The sequence below is a fragment of the Pseudomonas sp. 51_B genome (assembly GCF_017491595.1).
Lineage (GTDB): Bacteria > Pseudomonadota > Gammaproteobacteria > Pseudomonadales > Pseudomonadaceae > Aquipseudomonas > Aquipseudomonas promysalinigenes.
In genome coordinates this window covers 114,929-141,162 of sequence record NZ_JAFGYW010000005.1, presented here as the reverse complement: position 1 = coordinate 141,162, position 26,234 = coordinate 114,929, and the positions used below count along the sequence as shown (strand labels likewise).

Genomic DNA, 26,234 nt, shown 5'->3' with positions numbered 1-26,234 from the left:
CGCAGTGCTGGTTGAATCTGACCGTTGATGAGCCGATACAACCAGCGCTGTCTTCCCCAGGTGTGCTTAGTTAAGCTAACCAGATCCTTAGCGCTGCGCCCGTGGAGGCTGCATGCTTTCAGCTGAATGTGTCGATCACCCTGCCATGCCAGCTAGCCGCTATGAGCAGCTTGTGCAGTCTGTAGTCGACTATGCCATCTACATGCTAGACCCCGATGGCCGTGTGGTGTCGTGGAACGCAGGTGCCCAGCGGATCAAGGGCTACGATGCCGATGAGGTCATAGGTCAGCACTTCTCACTGTTCTTCACGCCGCAGGACTGCGCCGATGAGCGCCCGCAACGCTTGCTCAAACAGGCGCTTGAACAGGGCAGAACACAGGACGAAGGCTGGCGTGTACGCAAGGACGGCACGCAGTTCTGGGCGTTGGCGGCCATGGATGTGATCCGTGACGAGCAGGGGCAAATCGTCGGCCTTGCCAAAGTCACTCGAGATATCACTGACCGACGCGAAGCAGCCCTGCAACTCGATGCCGTGCGCGCCCAGTTGTTCGAGGTGCAAAAGCTCGAGGCGTTGGGCCAGCTCACCGGCGGGCTGGCACACGACTTCAACAACCTGCTGACCATCATCATCAGTTCGGCGCGCATGGCCAAGGCCAGCCCGGACCCCGTCCGCGTCCAGCGCATGATCGAGCATATTCTACAAGCCGGGCAGCGTGGCACTGAATTGACGCAGCAATTGCTGAGCTTCGCTCGCCATCGACAACTGGAGGTCACGCTGCTCGCCCCCCTTGAGGTTCTGGCGTCCACTCGTGGTCTGGTCGAGCACGCGTTACCACGCGAAATCGTGTTGCACGAGCGTTTGGACTGCGACCTGCCGTTGATCGAGGTCGATGCCGGCCAGCTGCAGATGGTGCTGCTGAATCTGTTGTTCAACGCGCGCGACGCGATAGGCGAGCGGGGCGTGATCGAATTGGCTGTCCACCGCGTCGACCTGGCAGGTGAGGTGGATGGGTTGCAGGGCAGGTTCGTGTGCTTTGAGGTGCGTGACAGCGGCGAAGGTATCGAACCTGAGGTGTTGCCACGTATCTTCGAGCCTTTCTTCACCACCAAACCTTTTGGCAAAGGTACGGGGCTCGGCCTCAGCCAGGTTTACGGCTTTGCCAAACAGAGCAATGGCGCGATCAGCGTCCACACTCAATCTGGCCAGGGTACGTGCATGCGCCTGTATCTGCCGGCCTATCAGCCCGGTCCCCGGGCGCAAGAAGACAGGTAGCCAACATGGTGCAGGCACTCAAACGGCTGGTCACGGGGATTCAGGGGCTCGATGCGCTGCTCAAAGGTGGGTTGGTCGCGGGCGCTTCCTACATCGTTCAAGGCCCGCCTGGGGCGGGCAAAACCATCATGGCCAACCAGTTGGCCTGCGCTCATGTGCGCGATGGTGGCAAGGTCCTGGTAGCCACCCTGCTCAGCGAGTCCCACGAGCGGTTGTTCCAGTACCTGGCTACCTTGTCATTTTTCGACCCGGCCTTGGTCGGCGATCAGATCCAGTTCGTCAGTGCCTTTGACACCTTGGAACAGGAGGGGTTGGATGAGGTGGTCAAACTGCTGCGCCAGGAAATCGGCAAACAGCAGGCGAGCCTGTTGATCGTCGATGGAGTGCTCAATGCCCGGGTGCGAGCCGAAACCACGTTGGACACTAAAAAGTTTGTCTCCGAGCTTCAAGGGCATGCAGCGTTCGCCGGTTGTACGGTGCTGCTGCTGACCAGCGCTCGCCTCGATGACAATAGCCCCGAGCACACCATGGTCGACGGCGTGATCGAGTTGGGTGAGCAGTTGGTCGGCAGCCGCTCGGTACGTCATGTGCAATTGCGCAAGACCCGGGGCAGCGGGGCTTTGTCCGGTCGCCACGAGTGCCTGATCGACGAGTGTGGGGTGCACGTCTACCCGCGTCTCGAAGCGCTCTACAGTCAGCCCAGTCAACTTGGGTCGGCCACCCTGAGCCGCATATCCACGGGTGTCGAGACTCTGGATGAGATGTTGGGCGGTGGCCTGACGCTGGGTTCGGTCAGCCTGTTGATGGGCCCCTCCGGAATTGGCAAGACCTCGATGGGGCTTGCGTTTCTGGCCGCCGGCAGCGCGGCACAACCGGCCTTGCATTTTGGATTTTACGAGACGCCTGCCAGGTTGCGGTTGAAGGCGGCCTCGATAGGCTACGACTTCGCAGAGCTCGAGCGCCAGGGGGCTTTGCATTTGTGCTGGCAACCAACCACCGAGGGCCTGCTGGATCAGGTAGGTGCGCGCCTGCTGGAGATGGTGGAGCGTACAGGTAGCAAGCGCGTGTTGATCGACAGCCTGGGTGCTTTCAGCCGGCTGGCCACTGAACCGGCGCGGCTCAATGCATTCTTCCGGGCCTTGGTCGGCGAGTTAAGGGCGCGGGACGTCAGCGTGATGCTCACATGGGAGATGCGCGATATCTTCGGCTCGGAAATCACAGCCCCTGCGCCGGACCTATCAAGCATCGTCGACAATCTAATGTTGATGCGCTTCGTCGAAATGGATTCGCAATTGCGACGTATGCTGTCGATCCTGAAAGTACGCGACAGTCATCACGATCCTGCGCTGCATGCGATGCACTTCGGGCCCCAGGGTATCAGCCTGCACAAGGCGTTCGAGGGCGCCTGCGGTGTGCTTTCGGGCACCCCTGTTGCACAAGGAGGGGCTGATCAAGCCGGGCGATGAACACCATACTGATTGTCGATGACGAATACCTGATCGCCGATATTCTTGGGTTTGCCCTGGAGGACGAGGGCTTTCTGGTGGAAAAGGCCAGCAACGGTCGCAAAGCGCTGGAGGCTCTCAAAGCAAAGCGAGTTGAGCTGGTGATCACCGACTACATGATGCCTGTGCTCAATGGTGAGGAGCTGGTGAGGGCGATTCGTGATGAGCTGGCCTTGCCCCACCTGCCGGTAATCTTGATGAGTGGCGCTCAGGCCAGTCAAGGGCGCCCAGAACTGTTTGCTGCAGTTTTCGACAAGCCCTTCGACATGGACAAGATGATCGCCAAAGTACATGAACTGCTAGGCGACTGATAACAGGCTACGTGAGCGTCCACCCTGCGATCAAGCGCGTCCGTGCGGCTTGAACCGAGGCTTTGTGGTCACTGCTGGTCGTCGTGCTTCTCTGGAGCCGGGCTACCGGCCTGGATACGTTTGAAGATTTCTTCACGGTGCACCTGAACATCTTTCGGTGCGTCGATGCCAATCCTCACCTGCATCCCTTTAACGCCCAGAATGGTGACTTTGATGTCATCATTAATGACGATGCTCTCGCCAACCTTACGGGTGAGTATCAGCATGTAGTTCTCCTTGGTGATATAGAAATCCGGCGAACCATTGGGTTGCGACGGTGGGAGCTCGTCCCTCTTCCTTCTCATTAAAGACGCTTTCGGCGCTTAGTAATTCCCCGAAAGACAAATTCTGTTGCGTGTCTTCAGTCACAGATGCCCAGATATCGGCGGTCAAGCGCGTCGGCGAAGGTGCTCGCTGGCAAGAATAGGGGGGATCGACATTTATTGGAAATTTCTCTGCCTGATCGGGCAGATAGTTCGTCTCAATCATCCGTTTTGGTTTCCAGAGCCTGAAGAAACAGCAACAGTGCCACCTCTTCTGCATCGAGCCCTTTGCGTACACGCCGGCTCGGCAAGTCTGCCAGGCGTCCTAAAGCGTAATGCTCAAGCACGGCGGGGTGAATATAGCAGCGCCTGCACACTGCCGGTGTGTTGCCCAGCCTTGCCGCCACTTGCTTGACGATGGTGGCGATCTGGCGTTTGGCTTCGCTGTCCGGCTCCCAGGCCAGAGGCCGCAACAGGCTAAGTGCCAGGCTGCTGCCCGCCCAGGTTCGATAGTCCTTGGCGGTGAAGTCGGCACCGGTCAGCTCCTGCAAAAACTGATTGACCTCGCTTGAACCAATACTGTGCCGTTGCCCATCGTCATCCAGGTACTGAAACAGCGCTTGCCCTGGCAGCTCCATGCAGCGCTTGAGCAGATTGGCCAGGCGCCTGTCTTGCATCGTGACGTTGTGCTCGACCCCTCGCTTGCCACGAAACTGGAAACGGATCGTACTGCCTTGCACCTGGACATGGCGATTGCGCAGGGTTGTCAGGCCGTAGGACTTGTTGTCGCGCAGGTAGCGTTGGTTGCCGATGCGGATCAACGTGTGGTCCAGCAAGCTCACGACCAGTGCCATGACTTTCTCACGATCCAGGCCAGGGCGCGCTAAGTGAATTTGCAACTGCGCGCGCAGTTTGGGCAGGGCTTGAGCAAAGGCCAGCATCCGACCGTATTTGTGCTGATCTCGCAGTTCCCGCCATTGGGCGTGGTAGCGATACTGTTTGCGGCCGCGTGCATCGCGGCCGGTCGCTTGCAGGTGGCCTTGTGGGTCGCTGCAGATCCAGACGTCGGTGTAGGCCGGTGGGATCACTAGCGCGGCGATGCGTGCAAGGGTCGGTTTGTCCTTCACCCGTTGCCCGTCAGCATCGAGGTAGATGAAGCGATCGCGCCAGCGGCGCCGAGTAAGGCCCGGCTGGCTGTCTTCGACGTAGTGCAGGCTTGGAGGCAGAGGGCAGTCGAGCATTGGCATCAGGCCTCGGTAGGGTTCCTGATCAATGGACAACGGCGGCATCAATGATGCTCACCCCAGTAATGCCACCGACTTGATCTGCGCGTAGAGCATCTGACCGGGGTGCAGTCCAAGCTGGTCGGCAGAGAAGCGGGTGATCCGCGCCAGCAAAGCGTTGCCGCCAGCATCCAGGCTAACCAGCATATGGGCCGGGTTGCTCGACGGGCGTGTCATGCAGACCTGCACCGGCAGGCGGTTGAGAATGCTTGAAGTATCGTCGGCGCGCAGCGCCAGGCTTACATCTCGCGCTTGGACTTTCACCCGTACTGTGCTGCCGATGCTGTGCGCCGGGTGGGCGATTCGTAACACGGGTCCATCACGTGCGGACAGGCGCAGGTCCAGCAGCCCGTAGTGCGCGTCGTGGCCGACGACCGTCCCTGTTAACACGACCCCGGCGTCCTCGTCCTGGGCCAGGGGCAGGTCAAGGCGAGCCAACGTTTCGCTGATCGGCCCGCTGGCGATCGCCTGGCCTTGTTCCAGTAGGACCAGGTGGTCGGCCAGCCGAGCCACCTCGTCCTGGGCATGACTGACATACACCAAAGGGATATCAAGTTCGTCGTGCAGCCGTTCCAGATACGGCAAGATCTCTCTTTTGCGAGGCCCGTCCAGTGCGGCCAACGGTTCATCCATCAACAACAGTTGTGGGCTGCAGAGCAGTGCGCGGGCGATGCCCACCCGTTGTGCCTCACCACCAGACAACGTAGCCGGTTTGCGGTCGAGCAAGTGGCCGATGCCCAACAATTGGCAGGCTTGATCAAGGCTGACCTTGCGCGCCGCTTGAGCGATGCGCCGCCAGCCGAATTGCAGATTGCTGCGCACTGACAAGTGGGGGAACAGGCTGGGCTCCTGGAACACGTAGCCCACCGGCCGTAGATGCGGCGCCAGAAAATGGCCGTGGGCGCTATCTTCCCAGATGACACCATTGACCTCGATATAGGCGCTGGCAGCCCGCTCCAGCCCGGCCAGGCAGCGTAGGCACGAGGTTTTGCCTGAGCCGGAGTGGCCGAACAAAGCGCTGATGCCTCGGCCAGGAAGGTTGAGGTCGATATCCAGGGTGAAGTCGTCGCGCGCCAGCTTCAGTCGCGCCACTATCGATCCGCTCATTTTAAGCCCAGCCTATTTTGGCGCGGCGCCCGGCATACAGCAAGAGCAGCACCAGGAATGAGAAAATCAGCATGGCGCCGGCCAGCCAGTGGGCTTGTGAATAGGCCATGCCCTCGACATGGTCGAAGATCTGCACTGAAACCACCCGCGTCTTGTCTGGGATGTTGCCGCCGATCATCAACACCACCCCGAATTCCCCCACCGTGTGGGCGAAACCGAGAATGCTGGCGGTGACAAAACCCGGGCGTGCCAATGGCAGCACAACGTGTACGAACGTGTCCCAAGGGCTGGCTCGCAGGGTGGCGGCCACTTCCAAGGGGCGCTGACCAATGGCGCTGAAAGCGTTTTGCAGCGGCTGCACCACGAAAGGCATGGAGTAAACGGTCGAGCCGATCACAAGGCCGGTAAAGCTGAACACCACGGTACCCAGCCCCAATGCCTGGGTAGCCTGGCCCAGCCAGCCATGGGGCCCCAAGGCGATTAGCAGATAAAAGCCGATCACTGTTGGAGGTAACACCAAAGGCAACGCCACCACTGCACCCACTGGCCCGCGCAGCCATGAACGCGTGCGGGCCAGCCACCAAGCGATGGGCGTGCCGACGATCAGTAGGATCAACGTGGTCAAGCTGGCTAGCTTGATCGTCAGCCAGATCGCACCAAAATCACTGGCATCCAGGGGCATCAGATTTCATAGCCATAGGACTTGATCAGCGCAGCGGCCTTCGGGCCTCTGAGGTAGTCCACCAGGGCTTTTGCCGCGGGGTTTTCCTTGCCTTTGTTGAGGATCACTGCATCCTGACGGATCGGCTCATGCATGCTGGCCGGTACTATCCAGGCCGAGCCACTTTGTACCTTGCCGTCTTTGTAGATTTGCGACAAGGCGACAAAGCCCAGCTCGGCGTTACCAGTGGACACGAACTGGAACGCCTGGGTGATGTTCTGGCCTTCGACGATTTTGCCTTTGGTGGCCTCGGTCAGTTTCAGTTTGTCCAGTACTTGAGTCGCTGCCAGCCCATAGGGCGCAGTTTTCGGGTTGGCGATCGACAAATGCTCGAATGCGTTCTTTTTCAGCACATCACCTGCTGCATCGACGTAGCCGGGCTTGGCCGACCATAGCGCCAGGGTGCCGATGGCGTAGGTGAACCGCGAGCCAGGAACGATCTCTTTCTCAGCTTCCAGCTTCATCGGCGTGCTGTCGTCAGCTGCGAGAAACACTTCAAACGGCGCACCGTTCTTGATCTGCGCGTAGAACTGCCCGGTGGCGCCGTAGGCTGCGACCAGTTTGTGGCCGGTGTCCTTTTCGAAGTCCTTGGCGATGGCCTGAATAGGCGCGGTGAAGTTAGCAGCGACCGCGACCTGCACCTCTTCAGCACACGCGCTATTGAGGTGGATCAGGCTGGCCAGGGTGGTGGCGGCCAAGGGCAGAAGGCGAATGCGCATGTAGAGAGTTCCTTAGAGGGTTATCGTTATGATGTTTAATATATAGCGATAAACCAAGAATCGGAAAGGGCCTGGCAGGGCGGCCAGATCAAAACTTTATAGCGCTATCTGCTCCAGGGCTTTAGCGGCGATTTTTCGGGTCAGTTGCTCGGCCGGCAAGTGCCGGCCAAGGCGCAGCGCCTGGCCTGCCCAAAGATTGCTGAAATCGCTGTTGCCTTGGGCCTCGGTTATTGCCCGCAACGGCAACAAGGCACCGCCTGCGAGCGGGAAGCGCGGAGCCAATTCACTCATCGGCCCCAGCTCCCGCATGATGCGGTTATTGATGCCCCGTGCCGGGCGCCCGGTGAACAGGTTGGTCAACGCCGTGTCACTGGCCGACGCAGTATCCAGCGCCTGGCGGTGGGCAGGGGAGACATTGGCTTGCGGGCAGAACAGGTAAGCGGTGCCGATCTGCACTGCGCTGGCACCTAGTGCCAATGCAGCTACCAGTCCACGATGGTCACCGATGCCTCCGGCCGCGATCACCGGCAGGCGAACCGCATCGGCCACCTGAGGCACCAGGGCAAAGGTGCCTATCTGGCTGTTGATGTCCTCGCTGAAGAACATGCCGCGATGCCCGCCCGCTTCGTTACCCATGGCAATGATCGCATCGCAGCCATTGGCTTCGAGCCATAGCGCTTCCTCGACCGTGGTGGCGCTTGATAACACCTTGGCCCCGCTAGCCTTCACCCGTTGCACAAAGGAAGCTTCGGGCAGGCCGAAATGAAAGCTCACCACCTCAGGGCGCATCTGCTCGACCAGCACGCAGCTCTGTTCATCGAATGGCGCCCGGTTGGAAGCTGGCGTCGGGGCCGAGAAGTCGGCGCCGACTTCGGCATAGTACCTTTCAAGTGCCTGCTTCCAGCGAGCCTGTTGGGCGCTGTCGGGTACTGGAGGCTGGTGACAGAAGAAGTTCAGGTTCAGCGCAAGGCCAGGGCACGCCGAGCGGAAGGTTTCGATTTCCTCACGCACTTGCTCGCCAGTCAGCATGGCGCAGGGCAGGGCGCCAAGGCCTCCTGCCTTAGCCACTGCAATGGCCAGGGCCGAACCGCTGGCTCCGGCCATTGGCGCTTGGAGAATGGGCAGTTGGATGTTCAGCAAATCGAGGATACGCCGGTCGGGCCAGTTGCTCATGCGCTTCTCCTTGTGGCTGCTGCCTTACAACGCTTTGCTCACCTGGATGTCGCTGATCTTCTCGGCGTCATCGCCGTGGATCTTGCGCAAGGCTTGCATGGCCTGCTCGTGGGAAGCGTCTGCCATCACCGCAAAGTCCCAACGGCGTTGGCCGTCGAGTTTGTACTTGATGACGTATTTGATGTTTTGGGTCATGGCGTGCCTTATCCGAGTTTCGATGACGAGCGGCGGATGATCTTGATCTTGTGAGTCAGGTTCGGTTTGCGCGTGACCGAGATCGGCCGGCTTGTCACGGTATCGATGGTGATATTCCAGAAACCTGTGCTGGGTACAGTGATCTTGGCGGGAAAGCGCTCGAAATGACCACCGTGGTAGGTGTGCCGGCCGCCGTTCTTGAAGCTGCGGAAATTGGCGTCGTTCATCAGGCGAATGTTGCAGCGCTGGGAGCACTCGATGACGACGATATCGTCCTCGTTGAGATGCTCGCGCTGGTGTACGAATTTCATTGGGTGCTCCGCAAAAATGGGTTCTGCAAAGGCAAACGATAACACGATGTCGGTTGCCACGGCGGCGCCTGGTGGTGTCTGGCAGATAAAACGGCCAAAGCGGGGAGCAAAACTGCCTGGCTGTTGTCGTACGCACTCTTGTTAGTCGAGGTGCGGCAAATGAAGTGGATGGTGGCAGCAGTACTGCTGACCTTGGGAGGTTGTGCCAGCGTTTCTGAACTCGAGCAGTCTCACGAAACCCTGGATGTCATGTCGGGCAAGGCACCCCAGGAGTATGCCGACTGTGTGAAAGAGCATTTGGCAAACAGCCGTGATCCCCTGGTCGAGGAACCCAAGGGTGACGGCGTGCGCCTGATTGTCCCGCAGAAGTTCACTCCAGGCAGTGGCCCTGCGGCCTTACTGGACATCAGCAAGCGCGCCAATGGCAGCAGCATCAAGCTGCATGAGCGTCTGAGCAACTTCCCGCTGCGCTCTGGCGATGTGCGCAAGGCAGCTACCGAATGCATCTCAGGTAGTTGATCTAGCGCAACGGGTGCGCGGTTAGCAGGCATATTGCCAGCCCTTTGTCGGCTTGGGCGTTGTTGCGGATAACCTGGCAGGGCTAGTATCCATTTGCTTATGTTTTTTAAGCCTAAGCTTATAACAAAAGAAATGGAGATTCGTGATGACACCGTTAAGGCACGTCCTGATCGGCAGCCTGCTGATCCTGGCCTGGCCGGCGGCGCATGCCGCCGATGGCCAGAAAGTCTTTACCCAAGGCGGGGCCAATCCCCTCGCCATGGCCTGCCTGGGTTGCCATGGCCCCGACGGTAACGGGGTAGCCGCAGCAGGTTTTCCCCGCCTGGCGGGCCTACCGGCCGCTTACCTGAGCAAACAACTGCGAGACTGGCGCAGCGGCAGCCGCCAACAGCCGGTCATGGCGCCATTGGCCAAGGCCATGAGCGAAGATGAGATCGAAGCGGTCAGCCGCTACCTGGCGGGCCTTCCAGGTCTGCCCGCGCCGGATGGGCGCCGCCAACAGATAGCCAGTAATCCTACCGAGCGCTTGGCCCTCTACGGTGACTGGAGCCGTCAGATCCCAGGCTGCGTTCAGTGCCACGGCCCGGGTGGCAGCGGAGTTGGTGAGCATTTTCCGCCCCTGGCAGGTCAGCCCGCCGCTTACCTCATGGCTCAGCTCAACGCGTGGCGCGATGGCAGCCGCAGCAACGACCCCAATCAGTTGATGGTAGGCGTGGCCAAGGCCATGACTGACGCCGAAGTGAAGGCGGTTGCCGAGTACTTCGCTCAACCCGCCAGCCAGGAGGCCAAGCCATGAGAATGCTCTTGCCAACATTGCTATTGCTGGCCACGGGTACGGCATCAGCCACTCAGGCGCCCATCGCCATGGACGACCAGTCGCAACTGAACGTTCCAGGTAGCCAGGCGACACCTCAATTCGCCCCACCTAGCGAAAACGATATTCCGGACAATGCCTTCGGCAAGATGGTACGCGAAGGGCACGCGCTGTTCGTCGACACCCGCAGACTGATGCCTGAGGCTGTTGGTAACGGCATGAACTGCAGCAATTGCCATCTGGACCAGGGCCGGCTGGCGCATTCGGCACCGTTGTGGGGTGCCTACCCGATGTATCCGGCTTACCGAAAGAAAAATGACAAGGTCAATACCTTCGCCGAACGTATTCAGGGCTGCTTCCAGTTCAGTATGAATGGCAAACCTCCTGCTGCCGATAGCCCGCAGATGACAGCCCTGTCTGTGTATGCCTACTGGCTATCGACCAAGGCGCCGACGGGAGTGGAGATCGCCGGGCGCGGCTACCCTGAGGTGCCGCAACCTAAAGGTGGCTACGACTTTGCGCGCGGCCAGCAGGTGTACCGCGAACAATGCGCCATCTGTCATGGTGACAACGGTGAAGGGCAGAAGGTGGCCGGCGAATACGTGATGCCACCGCTCTGGGGCAAGGACTCGTACAACTGGGGCGCCGGCATGCACCGGATCAATACCGCTGCATCGTTCATTAAACACAACATGCCGCTTGGCAAGGCGGGTAGCCTGAGCGATCAGCAGGCCTGGGACGTGGCTGCCTGGGTCAACCGCCACGAGCGGCCACAGGACCCGCGTCTGGTGGAAGGCTCGGTCGAGAAGACAAGGTTGAAATTCCACGCCAATGACGGTATCAACCTGTATGGCCAGAAGGTCGAGGGGGTGCTGATCGGGCAGGGTAGCGGCAACTGAAGTGCTGCGTCGCCGGCCCCATCAGCCACACCTGAAAGGGCCGGTTGACGAGATGTTCACGATTATTCTGGAACTATCTACACTCAGTTGTCTCGTATATTGGCAGCAGTCGTCACAGGCAGGGCATTGTAAGCTGCATGCCGCCTGATTAGACTGCGCCGAATTCCACAGGCCTCGCCTTTGTTTAAGGATGTTTATGATCAAGAAATGCTTGTTCCCGGCAGCCGGCTACGGCACGCGCTTCCTGCCTGCTACCAAAGCCATGCCCAAGGAAATGCTGCCGGTGGTCAACAAGCCACTGATCCAGTATGGCGTTGAAGAAGCATTGGATGCCGGTCTGAACGAAGTCTCCATTGTCACCGGGCGCGGCAAGCGTGCCCTGGAAGACCATTTCGACATCAGCTATGAGCTGGAAAACCAGATCAAGGGCACCGACAAGGAAAAATACCTGGTCGGTATCCGTCGCCTGCTTGACGAGTGTTCGTTCTCCTACACGCGTCAGACCGAAATGAAAGGCCTGGGCCACGCCATCCTGACCGGCCGCCCGCTGATTGGCGACGAACCGTTCGCGGTAGTGCTGGCTGACGACCTGTGTGTCAACCTCGAAGGTGAAGGCGTGCTGGCCCAGATGGTTGCGCTGTACAAGAAGTACCGCTGCTCCATCGTCGCCATTCAGGAAGTCGACCCGCAGGAAACTAACAAGTACGGCGTCATCGCGGGTGAGGAAATCAAAGACGGTATCTTCCGTGTTGACTCCATGGTCGAGAAGCCGAAGCCTGAAGATGCCCCGTCGAACCTGGCGATCATTGGTCGCTACATCCTGACCCCGGACATCTTCGAAAAGATCGAGCAAACCGAACCTGGTAAGGGTGGCGAGATCCAGATCACCGACGCGCTGATGAAGCAAGCTGCCGAAGGCAATGTGATCGCTTATAAATTCAAAGGCCGCCGCTTCGACTGCGGTGGCGCCGAAGGCTACATCGAGGCGACCAACTTCTGCTTCGAACACTTCTACAAGGCTGGCAAGGCGTACTGATTCGCCCTTGCTGGGACCAGAGCCATCCTTCGGGATGGCTTTTTTGTTTGCGGCGGCCTTAGGCGCTATGCTGAGCGCCAGCCAAGGAGACTGAATACATGGCCTACGATTTTGATCTGTTCGTGATTGGCGCCGGTTCCGGCGGTGTGCGTGCGGCGCGTTTCGCTGCTGGTTTTGGCGCAAAGGTGGCAGTGGCCGAGAGCCGCTATCTGGGTGGCACCTGCGTTAACGTAGGTTGTGTGCCCAAGAAACTGCTGGTGTACGGCGCCCACGTCGCTGATGAGCTGGAGCAGGCAGCTGGCTACGGCTGGACCCTGGAGGAGGGGCACTTCGACTGGGGCACACTGATCGCCAACAAGAACCGCGAGATCGAGCGCCTCAACGGTATCTACCGCAACCTGCTGGTCAACAGCGGTGTCACCCTGCTTCAGGGCCATGCACGCATCACCGGCGCCCATGAAGTGGAGGTCGACGGCCAGCGCTACAGCACCGAGCACATCCTGATTGCCACTGGCGGCTGGCCTCAAGTGCCTGACATACCGGGCAAGGAACTGGCCATCACCTCCAACGAGGCGTTCTACCTCAAGCAATTGCCGCGACGCGTGCTGGTGGTCGGCGGCGGCTATATTGCCGTCGAGTTCGCCGGTATTTTCCAGGGCCTGGGTGCTGACACTACGCTGCTGTACCGCGGTGACCTGTTCTTGCGCGGATTCGATGGCTCGGTACGTACCCACCTCAAAGAAGAGTTGGAAAAGCGCGGTTTGAACCTACAGTTCAATGCTGACATCCAGCGCATCGACAAGCTTGAAGACGGCACGCTCAAAGCCACCCTCAAGGACGGCCGTGAGCTGCATGCCGATTGCGTGTTCTACGCCACCGGCAGGCGCCCCATGCTCGACAACCTGGGCTTGGAAAACACCGGTGTCGAACTGGACGAGCGTGGCTTCATTCGCGTTGACGAACAGTACCAGACCACTGCGCCGTCAATCCTTGCCATTGGCGATGTGATTGGCCGTGTGCAGCTGACGCCGGTAGCCTTGGCCGAAGGTATGGCCGTGGCGAGGCGGCTATTCAAACCTGAGCAATACCGGCCAGTGGATTACCAGAACATACCGACTGCCGTGTTCAGCCAGCCGCCGATCGGCACCGTTGGCCTGAGCGAAGAGCAGGCACTGGAAGCCGGGCACAAGGTACAGATCTTCGAAAGCCGCTTCCGCGCCATGAAGTTGACCTTGACCGACATTCAGGAAAAAACCTTGATGAAGCTCGTGGTCGACGCCGATACCGATAAGGTGTTGGGCTGCCACATGGTCGGGCCGGATGCCGGCGAGATCATCCAGGGCCTGGGCATTGCCCTTAAGGCTGGCGCGACCAAAATGCAGTTCGACGAAACCATTGGCGTACATCCGACGGCTGCGGAAGAGTTCGTCACCATGCGCACGGCAAGCCGCTGATGCTATAAGCCCCATCGGCGGATTGCCGTCGATGGGGCTATGGTGCAGGTGTGCAATCCTTTGCTCAGCCGATTCCCTTCTATTAATAGTTAGCCGTTATAGCCAAAACCAATCACAAGCATGAGCTTTGCCAATGAGCCTTTATGGGAGTCAGCCGGTAGGATTCTATCCATCAACTGATTCCAACCCCATGAAGGAGTGTCTCTCATGCCAATCATCAACAGCCAAGTCAAACCGTTCAACGCCACTGCCTACCACAAAGGCGAGTTCGTTCAGGTCAGCGAAGCCGATCTGAAAGGCAAGTGGTCTGTGGTGTTCTTCTACCCAGCCGACTTCACCTTCGTTTGCCCCACCGAGCTGGGTGACCTTGCCGACAACTATGCCGAATTCCAGAAGCTGGGCGTGGAAATCTACGGCGTGTCGACTGACACCCACTTCACCCACAAAGCCTGGCACGACACCTCGGACACCATCGGCAAGATTCAGTATCCACTGATCGGTGACCCGACCCACGTGATTTCGCGCAACTTCGACGTGCTGATCGAAGAAGCCGGCTTGGCCGATCGCGGTACTTTCGTGATCAACCCTGAAGGCCAGATCAAAATCGTCGAACTCAACGATGGCGGTGTTGGCCGCGACGCAACTGAACTGCTGCGCAAAGTCAAAGCTGCCCAGTACGTTGCCGCTCACCCAGGTGAAGTATGCCCGGCCAAGTGGAAAGAAGGTGAAGCGACCCTCGCCCCATCCCTGGACCTGGTCGGCAAGATCTAAACCGATGAGCCTGCCGCGGGCGGTGATCAGCCGCCAAAGCTGAAGTACTCACCGCCCCGTAAAAGCGCCCGGGCGAACTCGCCTGGGCGTTTTTGTATCCGAGTTTTGAAAAAGGAATCGCCCGTATGTTGGACGCCACGCTTAAATCGCAACTGAAAACCTACCTGGAGCGGGTCACCCAGCCGATCGAGATCGTTGCCTCCCTCGACGACGGCGCGAAATCCCGCGAACTGCATGACCTGCTGGTGGAAATCGCCAGCCTGTCGAACCTAATCACTCTCAGCGCGGATGGAAGCGATGCGCGTCGCCCTTCATTCTCGTTGAACCGTCCAGGGGGCGATATCAGCCTGCGCTTTGCCGGCATCCCCATGGGCCATGAGTTCACCTCGCTGGTGCTGGCGCTGCTGCAAGTAGGCGGCCACCCCTCCAAGGCCAGCGCCGAAATCATCGAGCAGATTCAGGCGCTCGAAGGTGAGTTCAACTTTGAAACCTACTTCTCGCTGTCGTGCCAGAATTGCCCGGATGTGGTCCAGGCCCTGAACCTGATGGCGGTGCTCAACCCCAATGTACGCCATGTGGCCATCGATGGTGCGCTGTTCCAGGATGAAGTCGAAGCACGCAAAGTCATGGCGGTGCCAAGCGTCTACCTCAACGGTGAAGTCTTCGGCCAGGGCCGCATGGGCCTTGAAGAGATTCTTGGCAAGATCGACACCCAGGCAGGCAGCCGTCAGGCCGAGAAGATCAACGCCAAGGATGCATTTGACGTGCTGGTGGTCGGTGGCGGGCCTGCCGGGGCTGCTGCGGCTATCTACGCCGCCCGTAAAGGCATCCGCACAGGTGTCGCTGCCGAGCGTTTCGGCGGGCAGGTACTGGACACAATGGCGATCGAGAACTTCATTTCGGTGCAGGAAACCGAAGGGCCCAAGCTTGCCATGGCGCTGGAAGAGCACGTCAAGCAGTATGACGTTGACATCATGAACCTGCAGCGCGGTGAGGCGCTGATACCGGGTGCTGCAGGCGGTCTGCATGAAGTGCGCCTGGCAAGCGGCGCTTCCCTCAAAGCCAAGACTGTGATTCTTGCAACTGGCGCTCGCTGGCGCGAAATGAATGTGCCCGGTGAGCAGCAATACCGTGCCCGTGGCGTGGCTTACTGCCCGCACTGCGACGGCCCGTTGTTCAAAGGCAAACGTGTGGCTGTGATTGGCGGCGGCAACTCCGGCGTGGAAGCGGCCATCGACCTGGCCGGTATCGTCGCCCATGTGACGCTGATCGAATTCGACGGCCAGTTGCGTGCCGACGCGGTATTGCAACGTAAGCTGCACAGCTTGGCGAATGTCGAGGTGATCACTAGCGCGTTGACCACCGAGGTGGTGGGTGACGGCGAAAAGGTCAGCGGCTTGCGTTACAAGGATCGCACCACCGATCAGGTGCATGATTTGGCACTCGAAGGCATCTTCGTGCAAATTGGGCTGCTGCCGAACACCGATTGGCTCAAAGGTACCGTCGAGCTGTCGCCACGTGGCGAGATCATTGTCGACGCCAGGGGCCAGACCAGTGTCCCAGGGGTGTTCGCTGCAGGGGACGTCACCACTGTGCCGTACAAGCAGATCGTCATCGCGGTGGGTGAGGGCGCCAAAGCCTCGCTTGCGGCGTTCGACCACCTGATTCGCACTTCTGCACCCGCTTGAGCCATTGAAAGCAAAGCAAACCTGAAGGTGTCTATGCTTGAACAGGACACCTTCAGGAGCTTTATCATGACTCTGATCAGCCGCGAACCCTGGTGGCTAGTCCCGCCCAAGCCTGGGCAGGTAGAACAGGATCTGCACTGGGGTTACCTCGAGATTTACGCCGACGGGCGTACCGTATTCGTCGATCAACGCCCTAGCGAACAGGAGTTGGCCGAGCGCAAAAGCTGCCGTAACTTTCCAGACCCGGAACAGTAGCAGGCTCAACCCTCCAATTCGGCCAGGCGTGACTCCAGCGCAGCAATGCGCGCTTCAAGCGCTTCGATACGTTCCTCCGATACACCGGCGCCGCTGCTGCGACCGCTGCCTTCCACTTGTCGTGCGGCCAGAATTGCCTCGATCTCTGCGGGGTCACCCAAGGCATGGGTGTAGCGGTCTTCCCGTTGCCCTGTCTGGCGTGGCAGGTGCAGCGCCAGGTTTCGTGAAATCAGGCGTTCAAGCTGATGCTGGATCTGCTCGGTGTCATCGAAGTCATGCAGACGGCTGCTTCGTGTAAGCAGTTCGTTGAGCGTTTGTGGCCCTCGCAGGAACATCAGCCCCATCAGCACCAGTTGAGCTGGCACCAGCTCCAGCGCCTTGTCCACCCGATGCTCCCAGCGGTCAGCACGGCTGCCCATCTGCAGGCGGGCCATGCCCTGGCCTTCCAGGGCGCGCAGCGCCTGGCCGACCTGGCCCTGGGACAGGTTCATCACCGGTTCCCGGCTGGTCTTCTGGTTGCAGGCCAGGACCAGGGCGTTGAGGGTCAGTGGGTAGCTTTCCGGGCTGGTAGCCTGCTTTTCGATCAGCGCACCGAGAATGCGGACCTCAATGTTACTCAAGCGGCCTTCGCCTGCGGGTTGATGTTCTGACATGGCCCTGTCTCATTGCTGGGGGAAGGCCACTAGCGTAGGTAATGCTGCGGTGCAAGGCAATCAGGGGCCGCTTGAAAGGGCCCCCATGCTCAAGCGCTGCGGCGCTCGTTGGCCAGGCAGGCCGCTGCAGTGAACAATACATCGGTGGAGGAATTGAGCGCCGTTTCGGCCGAATCCTGTAGCACGCCGATGATGAAACCTACGGCCACCACCTGCATGGCGATTTCACTGGGAATGCCGAACAGGCTGCATGCCAGCGGAATCAACAGCAGCGACCCCCCCGCAACGCCTGAAGCACCGCAGGCGCAGATCGCGGCCACCACGCTCAGCAGCACGGCCGTCGGCAAGTCAACCGCAATGCCAAGCGTGTGTACTGCCGCCAAGGTCAGCACGGTGATGGTTATCGCCGCGCCCGCCATATTGATGGTCGCCCCCAGCGGTATGGATACCGAATAGGTATCTTCGTGCAGGCCCAGGCGCTCCGACAGCGCCAGGTTGACGGGTATGTTGGCCGCCGAACTGCGGGTGAAGAATGCAGTGATGCCGCTTTCGCGCAAGCACATCAACGTCAGTGGGTAAGGATTACGGCGGATCTTCCAGAACACGATAAGCGGGTTCATCACCAATGCCACGAAGAGCATGCAGCCGATCAGTACCGCTAGCAGGTGCAGATAGCCAAGCAGGGCGCTCAAGCCTGACTCGGCCAGCGTCGAGCTGACCAGGCCGAAGATGCCAAGGGGAGCGAAGCGAATGACCACGCGTACGATCAGCGTGACGCCGTTGGACAGGTCCTCGACCACGGTTCGGGTATTCTGGCCAGCATGGCGCAGAGCGACTCCAAGGCCGATGGCCCAGGTCAGCACGCCTATGAAATTGGCGTTGAGCAGCGCGTTGATCGGGTTGTCCACCGCACTGAGCAGCAGGTTTTGCAGCACCTCGCCGATGCCCCCCGGTGCACTGAGGTCCGCCCCTGCGGCATTGAGCGCCAATGGCGAAGGGAACAGCATGCTGGCGACCACTGCCACGGCCGCGGCAGCGAAGGTGCCCAGCAGGTAGAGCCAGAGGATGGGGCGGATATGGGTTTCCTGGCCGTGACGGTGGTTGGCGATCGACGCCATCACCAAGATGAACACCAGTACAGGCGCAACGGCCTTCAGCGCGCTGACGAAAAGTTTGCCAAGAAAACCCACGTCAAGGGCTATAGAAGGCGCTAGCAAGGCCAGTGCGATACCGGCCACCAGGCCGATAATGATCTGGGTGACCAGGCTGGTGCGGTCGAGGAAGTGGAAAACAGGCGTCATGTGTAGCAGCGTCTCTAGTCTTGTAAGGGCGCGACTCTAGCATAATCAACCCGGTGCTTTTCGACGGCCCGCCGCTACCAGTGGAATAACTCCCGTCGTGCGCCCTCGGTGATCGCCACGATACCTGGGTGCTTGACCTTGCGTTCCACCGAAATGGCATAAAACGATTCTTGCACTGCCTCGGTCTGGCCAATCAGCTCCACACCATATTGGCGGCACACTTCATCGGCTATCACGCTGGGTGCAACGAACACCCCGCTACCAGACTGCCCAAAGGCCTGCATCAACGCGCTGTCGTCGAATTCACCGATGATCCTAGGTTGGACCTGCTGATCCCCGAGCCAGCGCAGCAGGCGGCTGCGTACCACGGTTTCAGGGCCAGGAATCAGCAGCGGGGCATCGTGCAGGCAGGCAGGGAAGGGGCCTGCATGTTGCCTGGCCAAAGCGGGCGTGGCGAAGAAGCTCAGGCCGCATTCGCCCAGCTTCTGACTGTAGCCTTTGATATCCAGGTGGCTGGGCATTGGGCTGTCGGAGATCACCAGGTCCAGGCGCTGGATCGCAAGGTCCGCCAGTAGCCGTTCCAGTTTGTCTTCCCGGCAATTGATGCGCAGGACCTCCTCCAAGGCCATGGTCGGTGCCAGCAAGCGGTAGACGATGGATTTGGGCACCACATCCGCCACCCCCACCCTGAACAGAATCTGTTCTTGTGGGCCGGCCCTGAGAATGGCCTCCAGCTCGCCGCCAAGCTGGAACATCTGCTCGGCGTAGACCAGCGCCTGACGACCGGTCTCAGTCAGCTCCAACTGCCGGCCTACGCGCTGGAAAAGATCGAGCCCGTAGGTCTGTTCGAGCAGGGTGATCTGCCCGCTGATGGTTTGTGGCGTCAGGTTCAATTGAGTACTGGCCCGGGCGATGCTGCCGGTCTTGGCCACCACCCAGAAGTAATGCAGCTGGCGATAATTGAGCATGGGGCAAATCTGGATTCGGAAAAAACGAAGTATACACCCCGAAAATACGAATTTTCCTGAGGTTTAAGCGTCTTTAGAATGCCTCTCATCAGGCGCTTGGCGCCGTCGGTATTACGAAGTGAGGACACCATGCTGCATTTCAAATCCATTGGCACTCCCTTGGTACTGGCTCTGGCGCTGGTGGCCCTTGCCGGCTGCGACCAGGCTGAGAAGTCGGCCCAGCAATTGCTTGACCAGGCGGCGCAGTCGGCTAAACAAGCGATAGACGACACCCACAAAGCCGCCCAGCAAACCTTGAGCGATGCCATTGGCAGTGAGGGCCAGAAGCCCGAAAGCGGCAAGCCAAACACCACTTCCCAAGAAATTTGACCCCAACCGCCGCTGCAGGATTAGAAAATGGAATATCTGCTGGAACTCGCTGCAAGCCCTACCGCCTGGATCGCTTTGGCTACCTTGGTGGCCATGGAAGTCGTCCTGGGCATCGACAACCTGATCTTCATCTCGATCCTCACCAATAAGCTGCCAGTGGAGTACCGCTCCAAAGCACGACGTATCGGTATCAGCATGGCTTTGATCATGCGCTTGGCACTGCTCAGCACAGTAGCCTGGATCGTGCAGTTGACCGACCCTGTGTTCGAAGTATTCGGCAATGCCTTCTCCTGGAAGGACATGATTCTGATCGCTGGCGGCCTGTTCCTGCTGTGGAAAGCCACGAAAGAAATTCACGAGAACGTCGACCCACACGGCGCCAAGGAAGAAGCCAAGGTTTCGTCGACAGTGACCTTGGGCTTCGCTGCGGCTATCTTCCAGATCTTGCTGCTGGACATTGTGTTCTCGGTCGACAGCATCATCACCGCCGTTGGCATGACAGAGCATCTGCCGATCATGATCATTGCCGTGATCACCGCTGTGATCGTGATGATGGTGGCTGCCGATCCGCTGGCCAACTTCATCAATGACAACCCTACCGTGGTCATGCTGGCGCTGGGCTTTTTGATCATGATTGGCATGACGCTGATCGCCGAAGGGTTTGGCGCTCATGTTCCAAAAGGGTACGTGTATGCGGCGATGGCATTCTCGACGGCGATCGAGGTGCTAAATATCCTGGCTCGCCGAGCACGCCTGAAGCGCGGCGCAGCTTAACGTTGATGAAAAAAACGGGGCGCTCGGCGCCCCGTTTGCATACACCTTAAGAAACCTCAGTGCACCCCGGCATGCTGCTGTGCCCTTTGAGTCGGCCGTGCCTTGGCCGGGGCTTGTGGTGGCAGCGGATGATGCTGGGAATGACGCCTTACGATACGTAGAACACCCCATAGCATGGCGGCCGCGACACTCAGCCACATACCCACCAGCATGAGAATAGCCATGGTCAGGCTCATGTGTGCCTCCTTCTCTTGGGCCAACTTGTGGTTTGCCCTCCAGACACTGCTTTAGTCTAGCTGCCTGCCCGTGACGTTCCATTGATCAAAGGTCGATTGCTTAAATCGATTGATTCCAATCGCTCGTCAGACTATTCCCGAGCTGTATGTAGCCTTATGATCAGTGGCAAAAGCTGGGCGCTGCCCGCCCGGCATCGGAACAAGCGAGTATCCATGGAGCAATATCCCTGCAAGCGTCGATGGGCTGGCCCAGGCCAGCTATTGGCTGCCTGCCTGGTGGTGGCAACTCTGAGCGGCTGCGCCAGTGCCCCCCATGCAAACCTCAAGGGCATGCCACAACGGGTCGAAATCAGCAGCGTGCCGTTCTACCGCGGCAATGCCAACCACAGCGGGGCTATGGCCCTGGCCGCGCTGCTGTCCCAACAGCGCGCGCCGATTACACCAGGCTTGCTGGACAAGCCACTTGATCTTCCAACAGGCGTCGAGGCACTCGGCACCAGCATTCCAAAGGTGGCACGCGAGTACGGCATGGTCGTGTATCCCCTGGATAAACAGCTGGATGCATTGCTGACCCAAGTGGCTGCTGGCAATCCGGTACTGGTGCGTTATCGAGAGGGCTCGGCGTGGTGGGGCGAGCCGCGTTACGCGATCCTGATCGGCTATGACAGTTTCAAGCGGCGCGTGCTGCTGCGTTCTGGTATGCACCGGCGCCAGACGGTGGCTTTCGATGACTTTGCTTCGGCGTGGGCAGAGGAGGGAAGTTGGGCGGTGCTGGTTCAACCGCCTCGCCAGCTGCCAGCGCAAGTCGACCCTCAGCGCTGGCTTCAAGCTGCCGACGAACTGGCGCGAGCCGGCCAGGAGATTGCGGCAAAACAGGCTGTGCGCAGCTTGAACAGGTAGTGCCGGGGGCGAAGGCCTGATCGCCGTACAAGCGCAATCAGGCCAAGCCCGTCTACATCAGAAACCCAGACGATCGCGCAGGCTATAGTACCAGGCGCCAATGGCGCTGAACGGTACCCGAAGCATCTGGCCGCCGGGGAATGGATAGTGCGGTAGTTCGGCGAACGCGTCGAAACGCTCGGCCTGACCACGCAGCGCTTCGGCCAGCACTTTGCCCGCCAGGTGGGTGTAGGTCACGCCGTGGCCCGAGCACCCTTGGGAGTAGTAGATGTTGTCGCCGATGCGCCCAACCTGGGGCAGGCGCGACAAGGTCAGCAGGAAGTTGCCGGTCCACGCGTAGTCGATCTTGACGTTTTTCAACTGCGGGAATGCCTTGAGCATCTTCGGGCGAATGATCGCTTCGATGTTGGCTGGATCGCGCGCACCGTACACCACACCACCGCCGAAAATCAGGCGTTTGTCGCTGGTCAGGCGGTAATAATCGAGCAGGTAGTTGCAGTCTTCCACGCAGTAGTCTTGGGGTAGCAAGGTGCGGGCGAGTTCTTCACCCAGTGGCTCGGTGGTGATCACCTGAGTGCCGCACGGCATCGACTTCGCGGCAAGCTCTGGTACCAAGTTGCCCAGGTAGGCGTTGCCAGCGACGATGATGAATTTGGCGCGGACCTTGCCCTGAGGGGTGTGTACCACCGGGTTGGCGCCACGCTCGATGCGCACGGCCGGGGTTTGCTCATAAATGATGCCGCCCAGCGACTCGACCGCGGCCGCTTCGCCCAACGCCAGGTTCAGCGGGTGGATGTGGCCGCCGCTCATGTCCAGCATGCCGCCGACATAGTTGTCGCATGCCACGACCTCACGGATACGCTTTTGGTCCATCAGCTCCAACTGATTGTGGCCGAAGCGTTCCCACAGGCGCTTTTGCGACTCCAAGTGACCCATCTGCTTGCTGGTCAATGCCGCAAATACGCCACCATCTTTGAGGTCGCATTGAATGTTGTACTTGGCCACGCGCTCACGGATGATGCGCCCGCCCTCGAACGCCATGTGGCCCAGCAGTTGTGCCTGCTTGGGGCCAACGGTGCGCTCGATGACGTCGATGTCGCGGCTATAGCTGTTGACGATCTGACCACCGTTGCGGCCCGATGCGCCGAAGCCGACCTTGGCGGCTTCGACAATGCTCACCTTGAAGCCATTTTCCAGCAGGAACAATGCACTGGACAGGCCGGTGTAGCCGGCACCGATGATGCAGATATCGGTTTCCACCTCACCCTGCAGCGCCGGACGTGGCGGCACCGGGTTAGCCGAGGCGGCGTAGTAGGACTGGGGGTAGGGGGTGTTAGCCATGCTGCAGAAACCTCGTGTTTTATATTTTTAACGAATGTACCGATGCTATCAATAATAATAAACACCCGCTAGTCGTCCGTTGAAAATCCTTTACTGGCCTGATGCAGGCTGTTTTCTATAAACAGTTTTAGATTCAGTGAGTTAGCACAAAAAAAAGTGTTGACACGCTTTTGGGATTGCGTAGAATGCGCACCACACGACAGGCACATAGCTCAGTTGGTTAGAGCACCACCTTGACATGGTGGGGGTCGTTGGTTCGAGTCCAATTGTGCCTACCAAACAAAGCCCCGGTATTCGGGCATCGAAAAGGGCGATCCGTATGGGTCGCCCTTTTTGCATTATGATGCATTTAAAATCCCGCGATCAGACCCTTAGAAAAAATCTCAAAGTTTTTGATTTTTTTGAAAAAAACGCTTTACAGGGGTAAGCGGTATCACTAATATGCGCACCACACGACAGGCACATAGCTCAGTTGGTTAGAGCACCACCTTGACATGGTGGGGGTCGTTGGTTCGAGTCCAATTGTGCCTACCAAACAAAGTCCCGCTTCGGGGCATCAAGAAGGGCGATCCGCAAGGGTCGCCCTTTTTGCATTCTCAGTTTCAGCATGAAGCAGCATGTAACCTTTGGTCGCGGGCGCTGCTCTGAGCGCCCATGGTAGAATCCGCGCCTTCGAATCTGGAGGTACACGCGTGCGCAAACTGGCAGTGGTAGTGGCAGTGCTGGCCCTGGCGGGCTGTGAGAACGAGGTCGAAGGTGTTCATCAGCAGGTCGCCGAGCACCTGCACAACCCAAAGACGGCCAAGTTTGGCAACGTGCGGATCGACACCAAGGGCACCATCTGTGGTCAGGTTCGCGGCAAGGACGATGCTGGCCAATACGAGCCTTACCGCAGCTATGTCGCCATCAAAGGTGCCGATGGGCAGTACGAAATCATCGTTGATGACGGCGGCGACAATCTGCGTATCCGCGAATACTGCGGCGGTGCCGACCTGCAACGTCGTGCCGAGGCCCTTGCGGGCCAGCCGGCTCCTGAGGGGTGGGATGTCGAGGTGATCCAAGGAGCCAACATGGGCGCCCTGAGCGACATGACCGCTCGCCTGATCGAAAAGGGCATCCCGTCCTCGGTCGAGTACCGCGACGGCAAGCCCGTGGTGCTGATGGGGCCATTCCCGAGCAAGGCCGAGGCCGACGCACGCAAGGCAGAGGTAATGGCCAAGCTGGGTACCGATTCGATCGTCATCCAGCACGGTGCTCAGCGTTAACTGTAATCTCTAGCCGTCCCCGGCTATGCTTGATTTGGGACAAGCCAAACGGGGAGGGCCTCATGTCTACGCTTGAGCGGGCCATTGCCGTTGCTGCTAGGGCTCATGAAGGGCAGTGTGACAAGGGTGGAGCGGCTTATATCCTCCATCCGCTGCGGGTGATGATGCGGGTCAATACACCCGAGCAGCGTATCGTTGCTGTGCTGCATGATGTGATAGAAGACACGCCGCTCACCCTCGCCGATCTAGCGCGGGAGGGCTTCCCACTGAAAATTCTTGCCGCGTTGCTGGCCTTGAGCCGCAACCAGGGGGAAAGCTACCAGGATTTTGTGGTGCGCTTGGGAAGTGACCCTTTGGCACGTACCGTCAAATTGGCCGATCTTGCCGACAACAGCGACCTCTCTCGTATTGCCACGCCAGGCCCCGCCGACCTGGCGCGGCTGGCCCGTTACCGTGAGGCCAGTGCTTACTTGCAGACGCTGGCCTAGACCTCAATCTTCCTTGGGCACCGTCCAGAAGATCTGCACGCCACCATCATCGCGGTGGGCGAGGGTAACGTTATCGTTCTCGGCGATTTCTTCGAGCAAGGTTTCCCAATCATCGGGCGACTCGTGTTCGTGGCGGAAGATCAGCGCGGCGCGGCTGCGCTGGGCGAGGGGGTTATTGATGATCTTCTGAATGCGCAGGCCCAGTTGCTGGTAACTGCTGGCGGTTGCGGAGTCGGTGTTGGCCACGGGGGCGATTCCTTGTTTTTGCTGTATGTGCGTACAGTATTTGAAGGCAAGGTATTTCGCAACGGGCTCTATACAGGATTTTCGTGGCTCAGTTAAAGCAAAGGCCGGTGTGGGCGCCACGCCGGCCTTAACTTGAGTTAAATCAATACTCCCAGAAGATGCGTTGCAGCTCTTTGCTGTCCTGTGTCTTGGTCATGGCCACCATCGCCAGAATCCGCGCCTTCTGCGGGTTCAGGTCATGCGCCACCACCCAGTCATATTTGTCGTCAGGCTGTTCGGCATTGCGCAAGACGAAGCCGCCCTGGTTGACGTGGGAAGAGCGGATGATCTGCACGCCGTTCTTGTGCAGCTCTTGCAGCGCGGGTACTACGCGCGACGATACTGAGCCATTACCGGTGCCGGCATGAATGATCGCTTTGGCACCGCTTTGCGCCAGCGCCTTATAGGCTGTATCGCTCACGTTGCCATAGCTGTAGGCAATATCCACCTGCGGCAGGCTGCTGATCTGCTTGATGTCAAACTCCGAATCGGCGGTGTGACGTTTGGCTGGCAGGCGGAACCAGTAAGACTTGCCTTCCACTACCATACCCATCGGGCCCCAAGCGCTCTTGAATGCTTCGGTCTTGATGTTCACCGCCTTGCTCACGTCGCGGCCGGACTGGATTTCGTCGTTCAGGGTCACCAGCACACCCTTGCCCCGTGACTGCTTATCGCTGGCCACGGCTACGGCGTTGTACAAGTTGAGCATGCCGTCGGCAGACATTGCCGTGCCTGGGCGCATGGAGCCGACGACTACAATCGGCTTGTCGGTCTTTTCAACCAAGTTCAGGAAGTAAGCCGTTTCTTCCAAAGTGTCGGTGCCGTGGGTGATGACGATGCCGTCGACGTCTTTGCTGTCGGCAAGCTCGGCAACGCGCTTGCCGAGCTTTAGCAGATCGTCATTGGTAATGCTTTCGGAGGCAATCTGCATCACCTGCTCACCGCGCACGTTGGCAAGTTCAGCCAGCTCTGGAACACCGGCAATCAGTTTGTCGACGCCCAGTTTGGCCGCTTGATAGGTTGCGCTGTTAGCAGCGCTTGCGCCGGCGCCGGCAATAGTGCCGCCGGTAGCCAGGATGACGACATTGGCCAGTTTTTGCTGGGTTTGGGCTTCTTCGGCCGATGCGGCGGCGGGCAGGATCAACAGTAGCGCCAGGGCGCTGGGAGCGAAGCTCTTTAGTGCAGCATTCATGTTTATTGTTCTCTCTCTTCCTAGTGAGATGGGTGCTGAGTCGCACACGGCAACACGCAGATTCCGTACCAAGTGGGGTAAATCAGGCAGCTGTCGCTGTAAAGCCGATCTGGCCGTGATGCCGCG

31 protein-coding genes and 2 tRNA genes are annotated in these 26,234 nt (G+C 59.2%); 18 read left to right on the top strand and 15 right to left on the bottom strand.

The features are described from left to right. Nucleotides 1-112 precede the first annotated feature (112 nt). Genes J5M56_RS08760 through J5M56_RS08750 form a run of 3 tightly spaced genes read left to right on the top strand, consistent with a single transcriptional unit; the run spans nucleotide 113 to nucleotide 3,089 of the window. Nucleotides 113-1,273 (top strand): PAS domain S-box protein, encoded by a 1,161-nt coding sequence (locus J5M56_RS08760; RefSeq protein ID WP_207936492.1) that lies wholly within the window; start codon nucleotides 113-115, stop codon nucleotides 1,271-1,273. A gap of 5 nt (nucleotides 1,274-1,278) precedes the next feature. Continuing rightward, nucleotides 1,279-2,739, top strand: coding sequence for an ATPase domain-containing protein (locus tag J5M56_RS08755; RefSeq protein WP_186478057.1), 1,461 nt, complete (start codon nucleotides 1,279-1,281; stop codon nucleotides 2,737-2,739). Continuing rightward, the gene (locus J5M56_RS08750; protein WP_060479912.1) at nucleotides 2,736-3,089 is read left to right on the top strand and encodes a response regulator; all 354 of its coding nucleotides are present in this window, start codon (nucleotides 2,736-2,738) and stop codon (nucleotides 3,087-3,089) included. The genes J5M56_RS08755 and J5M56_RS08750 overlap by 4 nt, the downstream gene beginning before the upstream one ends. 68 nt (nucleotides 3,090-3,157) lie before the next feature. Here J5M56_RS08750 and csrA read toward each other — a convergent pair whose 3' ends face one another. From csrA to J5M56_RS08710, 8 genes are all read right to left on the bottom strand, one after another. Beyond that, complete coding sequence (gene csrA, locus J5M56_RS08745; protein WP_060479911.1) at nucleotides 3,158-3,355, bottom strand: carbon storage regulator CsrA; 198 nt, start codon at nucleotides 3,353-3,355, stop codon at nucleotides 3,158-3,160. A gap of 254 nt (nucleotides 3,356-3,609) precedes the next feature. Continuing rightward, on the bottom strand, nucleotides 3,610-4,632 hold the full coding sequence (locus J5M56_RS08740) for a DNA topoisomerase IB (protein ID WP_207936575.1): 1,023 nt from the start codon (nucleotides 4,630-4,632) through the stop codon (nucleotides 3,610-3,612). A gap of 57 nt (nucleotides 4,633-4,689) precedes the next feature. Then, entirely contained in the window at nucleotides 4,690-5,781 is a 1,092-nt protein-coding gene (gene modC / locus J5M56_RS08735; RefSeq protein WP_207936490.1) for a molybdenum ABC transporter ATP-binding protein, read from the bottom strand. 1 nt (nucleotide 5,782) lies between these two features. Then, nucleotides 5,783-6,463 (bottom strand): molybdate ABC transporter permease subunit, encoded by a 681-nt coding sequence (modB, locus tag J5M56_RS08730; RefSeq protein ID WP_207936488.1) that lies wholly within the window; start codon nucleotides 6,461-6,463, stop codon nucleotides 5,783-5,785. Next, nucleotides 6,463-7,221: a molybdate ABC transporter substrate-binding protein gene (gene modA, locus J5M56_RS08725; RefSeq protein ID WP_207936481.1), complete on the bottom strand. Its 759-nt coding sequence runs from the start codon at nucleotides 7,219-7,221 to the stop codon at nucleotides 6,463-6,465. The genes modB and modA overlap by 1 nt, the downstream gene beginning before the upstream one ends. 96 nt (nucleotides 7,222-7,317) lie before the next feature. Next, nucleotides 7,318-8,394, bottom strand: a complete 1,077-nt coding sequence (locus J5M56_RS08720) for a nitronate monooxygenase family protein (protein ID WP_207936479.1) — start codon at nucleotides 8,392-8,394, stop codon at nucleotides 7,318-7,320. 24 nt (nucleotides 8,395-8,418) lie between these two features. Beyond that, nucleotides 8,419-8,589, bottom strand: coding sequence for a hypothetical protein (locus J5M56_RS08715; RefSeq protein WP_186478060.1), 171 nt, complete (start codon nucleotides 8,587-8,589; stop codon nucleotides 8,419-8,421). Nucleotides 8,590-8,597: 8 nt separating this feature from the next. Beyond that, a complete protein-coding gene (locus J5M56_RS08710) occupies nucleotides 8,598-8,900 on the bottom strand; it encodes a DUF1883 domain-containing protein (protein ID WP_060479928.1) in 303 nt (100 codons plus the stop codon). A gap of 159 nt (nucleotides 8,901-9,059) precedes the next feature. On the opposite strand from J5M56_RS08710, the gene J5M56_RS08705 reads away from it, so the two are divergent. From J5M56_RS08705 to J5M56_RS08670, 8 genes are all read left to right on the top strand, one after another. Beyond that, entirely contained in the window at nucleotides 9,060-9,419 is a 360-nt protein-coding gene (locus J5M56_RS08705; RefSeq protein WP_060479905.1) for a hypothetical protein, read from the top strand. Nucleotides 9,420-9,564: 145 nt separating this feature from the next. Beyond that, complete coding sequence (locus tag J5M56_RS08700) at nucleotides 9,565-10,215, top strand: c-type cytochrome (RefSeq protein WP_186478061.1); 651 nt, start codon at nucleotides 9,565-9,567, stop codon at nucleotides 10,213-10,215. Then, the gene (locus J5M56_RS08695) at nucleotides 10,212-11,132 is read left to right on the top strand and encodes a c-type cytochrome (RefSeq protein WP_060479903.1); all 921 of its coding nucleotides are present in this window, start codon (nucleotides 10,212-10,214) and stop codon (nucleotides 11,130-11,132) included. Before J5M56_RS08700 ends, J5M56_RS08695 begins: the two co-directional genes overlap by 4 nt. A 196-nt stretch (nucleotides 11,133-11,328) precedes the next feature. Next, the gene (gene galU, locus J5M56_RS08690) at nucleotides 11,329-12,168 is read left to right on the top strand and encodes a UTP--glucose-1-phosphate uridylyltransferase GalU (RefSeq protein ID WP_060479902.1); all 840 of its coding nucleotides are present in this window, start codon (nucleotides 11,329-11,331) and stop codon (nucleotides 12,166-12,168) included. Nucleotides 12,169-12,266: 98 nt separating this feature from the next. Further along, the gene (gene gorA / locus J5M56_RS08685; protein WP_186478062.1) at nucleotides 12,267-13,622 is read left to right on the top strand and encodes a glutathione-disulfide reductase; all 1,356 of its coding nucleotides are present in this window, start codon (nucleotides 12,267-12,269) and stop codon (nucleotides 13,620-13,622) included. 207 nt (nucleotides 13,623-13,829) lie between these two features. Next, on the top strand, nucleotides 13,830-14,393 hold the full coding sequence (gene ahpC, locus J5M56_RS08680) for an alkyl hydroperoxide reductase subunit C (protein WP_060479900.1): 564 nt from the start codon (nucleotides 13,830-13,832) through the stop codon (nucleotides 14,391-14,393). A gap of 125 nt (nucleotides 14,394-14,518) precedes the next feature. Then, entirely contained in the window at nucleotides 14,519-16,081 is a 1,563-nt protein-coding gene (gene ahpF / locus J5M56_RS08675; RefSeq protein WP_186478063.1) for an alkyl hydroperoxide reductase subunit F, read from the top strand. A 66-nt stretch (nucleotides 16,082-16,147) separates the two neighbouring features. After that, complete coding sequence (locus J5M56_RS08670; protein ID WP_186478064.1) at nucleotides 16,148-16,336, top strand: hypothetical protein; 189 nt, start codon at nucleotides 16,148-16,150, stop codon at nucleotides 16,334-16,336. Nucleotides 16,337-16,341: 5 nt separating this feature from the next. On the opposite strand, the gene J5M56_RS08665 is transcribed toward J5M56_RS08670, so the two are convergent. From J5M56_RS08665 to nhaR, 3 genes are all read right to left on the bottom strand, one after another. Next, nucleotides 16,342-16,989: a YceH family protein gene (locus J5M56_RS08665; RefSeq protein ID WP_207936477.1), complete on the bottom strand. Its 648-nt coding sequence runs from the start codon at nucleotides 16,987-16,989 to the stop codon at nucleotides 16,342-16,344. A gap of 89 nt (nucleotides 16,990-17,078) precedes the next feature. Then, nucleotides 17,079-18,290, bottom strand: a complete 1,212-nt coding sequence (sstT, locus tag J5M56_RS08660; protein ID WP_186478065.1) for a serine/threonine transporter SstT — start codon at nucleotides 18,288-18,290, stop codon at nucleotides 17,079-17,081. 74 nt (nucleotides 18,291-18,364) lie between these two features. Further along, nucleotides 18,365-19,258: a transcriptional activator NhaR gene (gene nhaR, locus J5M56_RS08655; protein ID WP_207936475.1), complete on the bottom strand. Its 894-nt coding sequence runs from the start codon at nucleotides 19,256-19,258 to the stop codon at nucleotides 18,365-18,367. A 129-nt stretch (nucleotides 19,259-19,387) separates the two neighbouring features. On the opposite strand from nhaR, the gene J5M56_RS08650 reads away from it, so the two are divergent. Both J5M56_RS08650 and J5M56_RS08645 read left to right on the top strand, forming a co-directional pair. Continuing rightward, the gene (locus J5M56_RS08650) at nucleotides 19,388-19,627 is read left to right on the top strand and encodes a hypothetical protein (protein WP_207936473.1); all 240 of its coding nucleotides are present in this window, start codon (nucleotides 19,388-19,390) and stop codon (nucleotides 19,625-19,627) included. A gap of 27 nt (nucleotides 19,628-19,654) precedes the next feature. Beyond that, on the top strand, nucleotides 19,655-20,401 hold the full coding sequence (locus J5M56_RS08645; protein ID WP_186478067.1) for a TerC family protein: 747 nt from the start codon (nucleotides 19,655-19,657) through the stop codon (nucleotides 20,399-20,401). 56 nt (nucleotides 20,402-20,457) lie between these two features. On the opposite strand, the gene J5M56_RS08640 is transcribed toward J5M56_RS08645, so the two are convergent. Beyond that, entirely contained in the window at nucleotides 20,458-20,637 is a 180-nt protein-coding gene (locus J5M56_RS08640) for a hypothetical protein (protein WP_060480487.1), read from the bottom strand. A 156-nt stretch (nucleotides 20,638-20,793) separates the two neighbouring features. On the opposite strand from J5M56_RS08640, the gene J5M56_RS08635 reads away from it, so the two are divergent. Then, complete coding sequence (locus tag J5M56_RS08635; RefSeq protein WP_186478068.1) at nucleotides 20,794-21,537, top strand: peptidase C39 family protein; 744 nt, start codon at nucleotides 20,794-20,796, stop codon at nucleotides 21,535-21,537. A gap of 57 nt (nucleotides 21,538-21,594) precedes the next feature. On the opposite strand, the gene J5M56_RS08630 is transcribed toward J5M56_RS08635, so the two are convergent. Next, on the bottom strand, nucleotides 21,595-22,878 hold the full coding sequence (locus J5M56_RS08630; RefSeq protein ID WP_060480485.1) for an FAD-binding oxidoreductase: 1,284 nt from the start codon (nucleotides 22,876-22,878) through the stop codon (nucleotides 21,595-21,597). 201 nt (nucleotides 22,879-23,079) lie between these two features. Between J5M56_RS08630 and J5M56_RS08625 the strand changes: the two genes are divergently transcribed. The 4 genes from J5M56_RS08625 to J5M56_RS08610 all read left to right on the top strand — a co-directional run bounded on the left by J5M56_RS08625 (nucleotide 23,080) and on the right by J5M56_RS08610 (nucleotide 24,631). Further along, a tRNA-Val gene (locus tag J5M56_RS08625) sits at nucleotides 23,080-23,156 on the top strand. A gap of 179 nt (nucleotides 23,157-23,335) precedes the next feature. Further along, nucleotides 23,336-23,412: transfer RNA gene (locus J5M56_RS08620), tRNA-Val, on the top strand. A 158-nt stretch (nucleotides 23,413-23,570) separates the two neighbouring features. Further along, complete coding sequence (locus J5M56_RS08615; protein WP_186478069.1) at nucleotides 23,571-24,143, top strand: SPOR domain-containing protein; 573 nt, start codon at nucleotides 23,571-23,573, stop codon at nucleotides 24,141-24,143. A gap of 62 nt (nucleotides 24,144-24,205) precedes the next feature. Then, on the top strand, nucleotides 24,206-24,631 hold the full coding sequence (locus J5M56_RS08610) for a GTP pyrophosphokinase (RefSeq protein ID WP_186478070.1): 426 nt from the start codon (nucleotides 24,206-24,208) through the stop codon (nucleotides 24,629-24,631). A 3-nt stretch (nucleotides 24,632-24,634) separates the two neighbouring features. Here J5M56_RS08610 and J5M56_RS08605 read toward each other — a convergent pair whose 3' ends face one another. Both J5M56_RS08605 and J5M56_RS08600 read right to left on the bottom strand, forming a co-directional pair. Next, complete coding sequence (locus J5M56_RS08605; protein WP_060480482.1) at nucleotides 24,635-24,877, bottom strand: DUF1654 domain-containing protein; 243 nt, start codon at nucleotides 24,875-24,877, stop codon at nucleotides 24,635-24,637. Between the two features lie 142 nt (nucleotides 24,878-25,019). Further along, entirely contained in the window at nucleotides 25,020-26,108 is a 1,089-nt protein-coding gene (locus J5M56_RS08600) for an asparaginase (protein ID WP_207936471.1), read from the bottom strand. Nucleotides 26,109-26,234 lie beyond the last annotated feature (126 nt).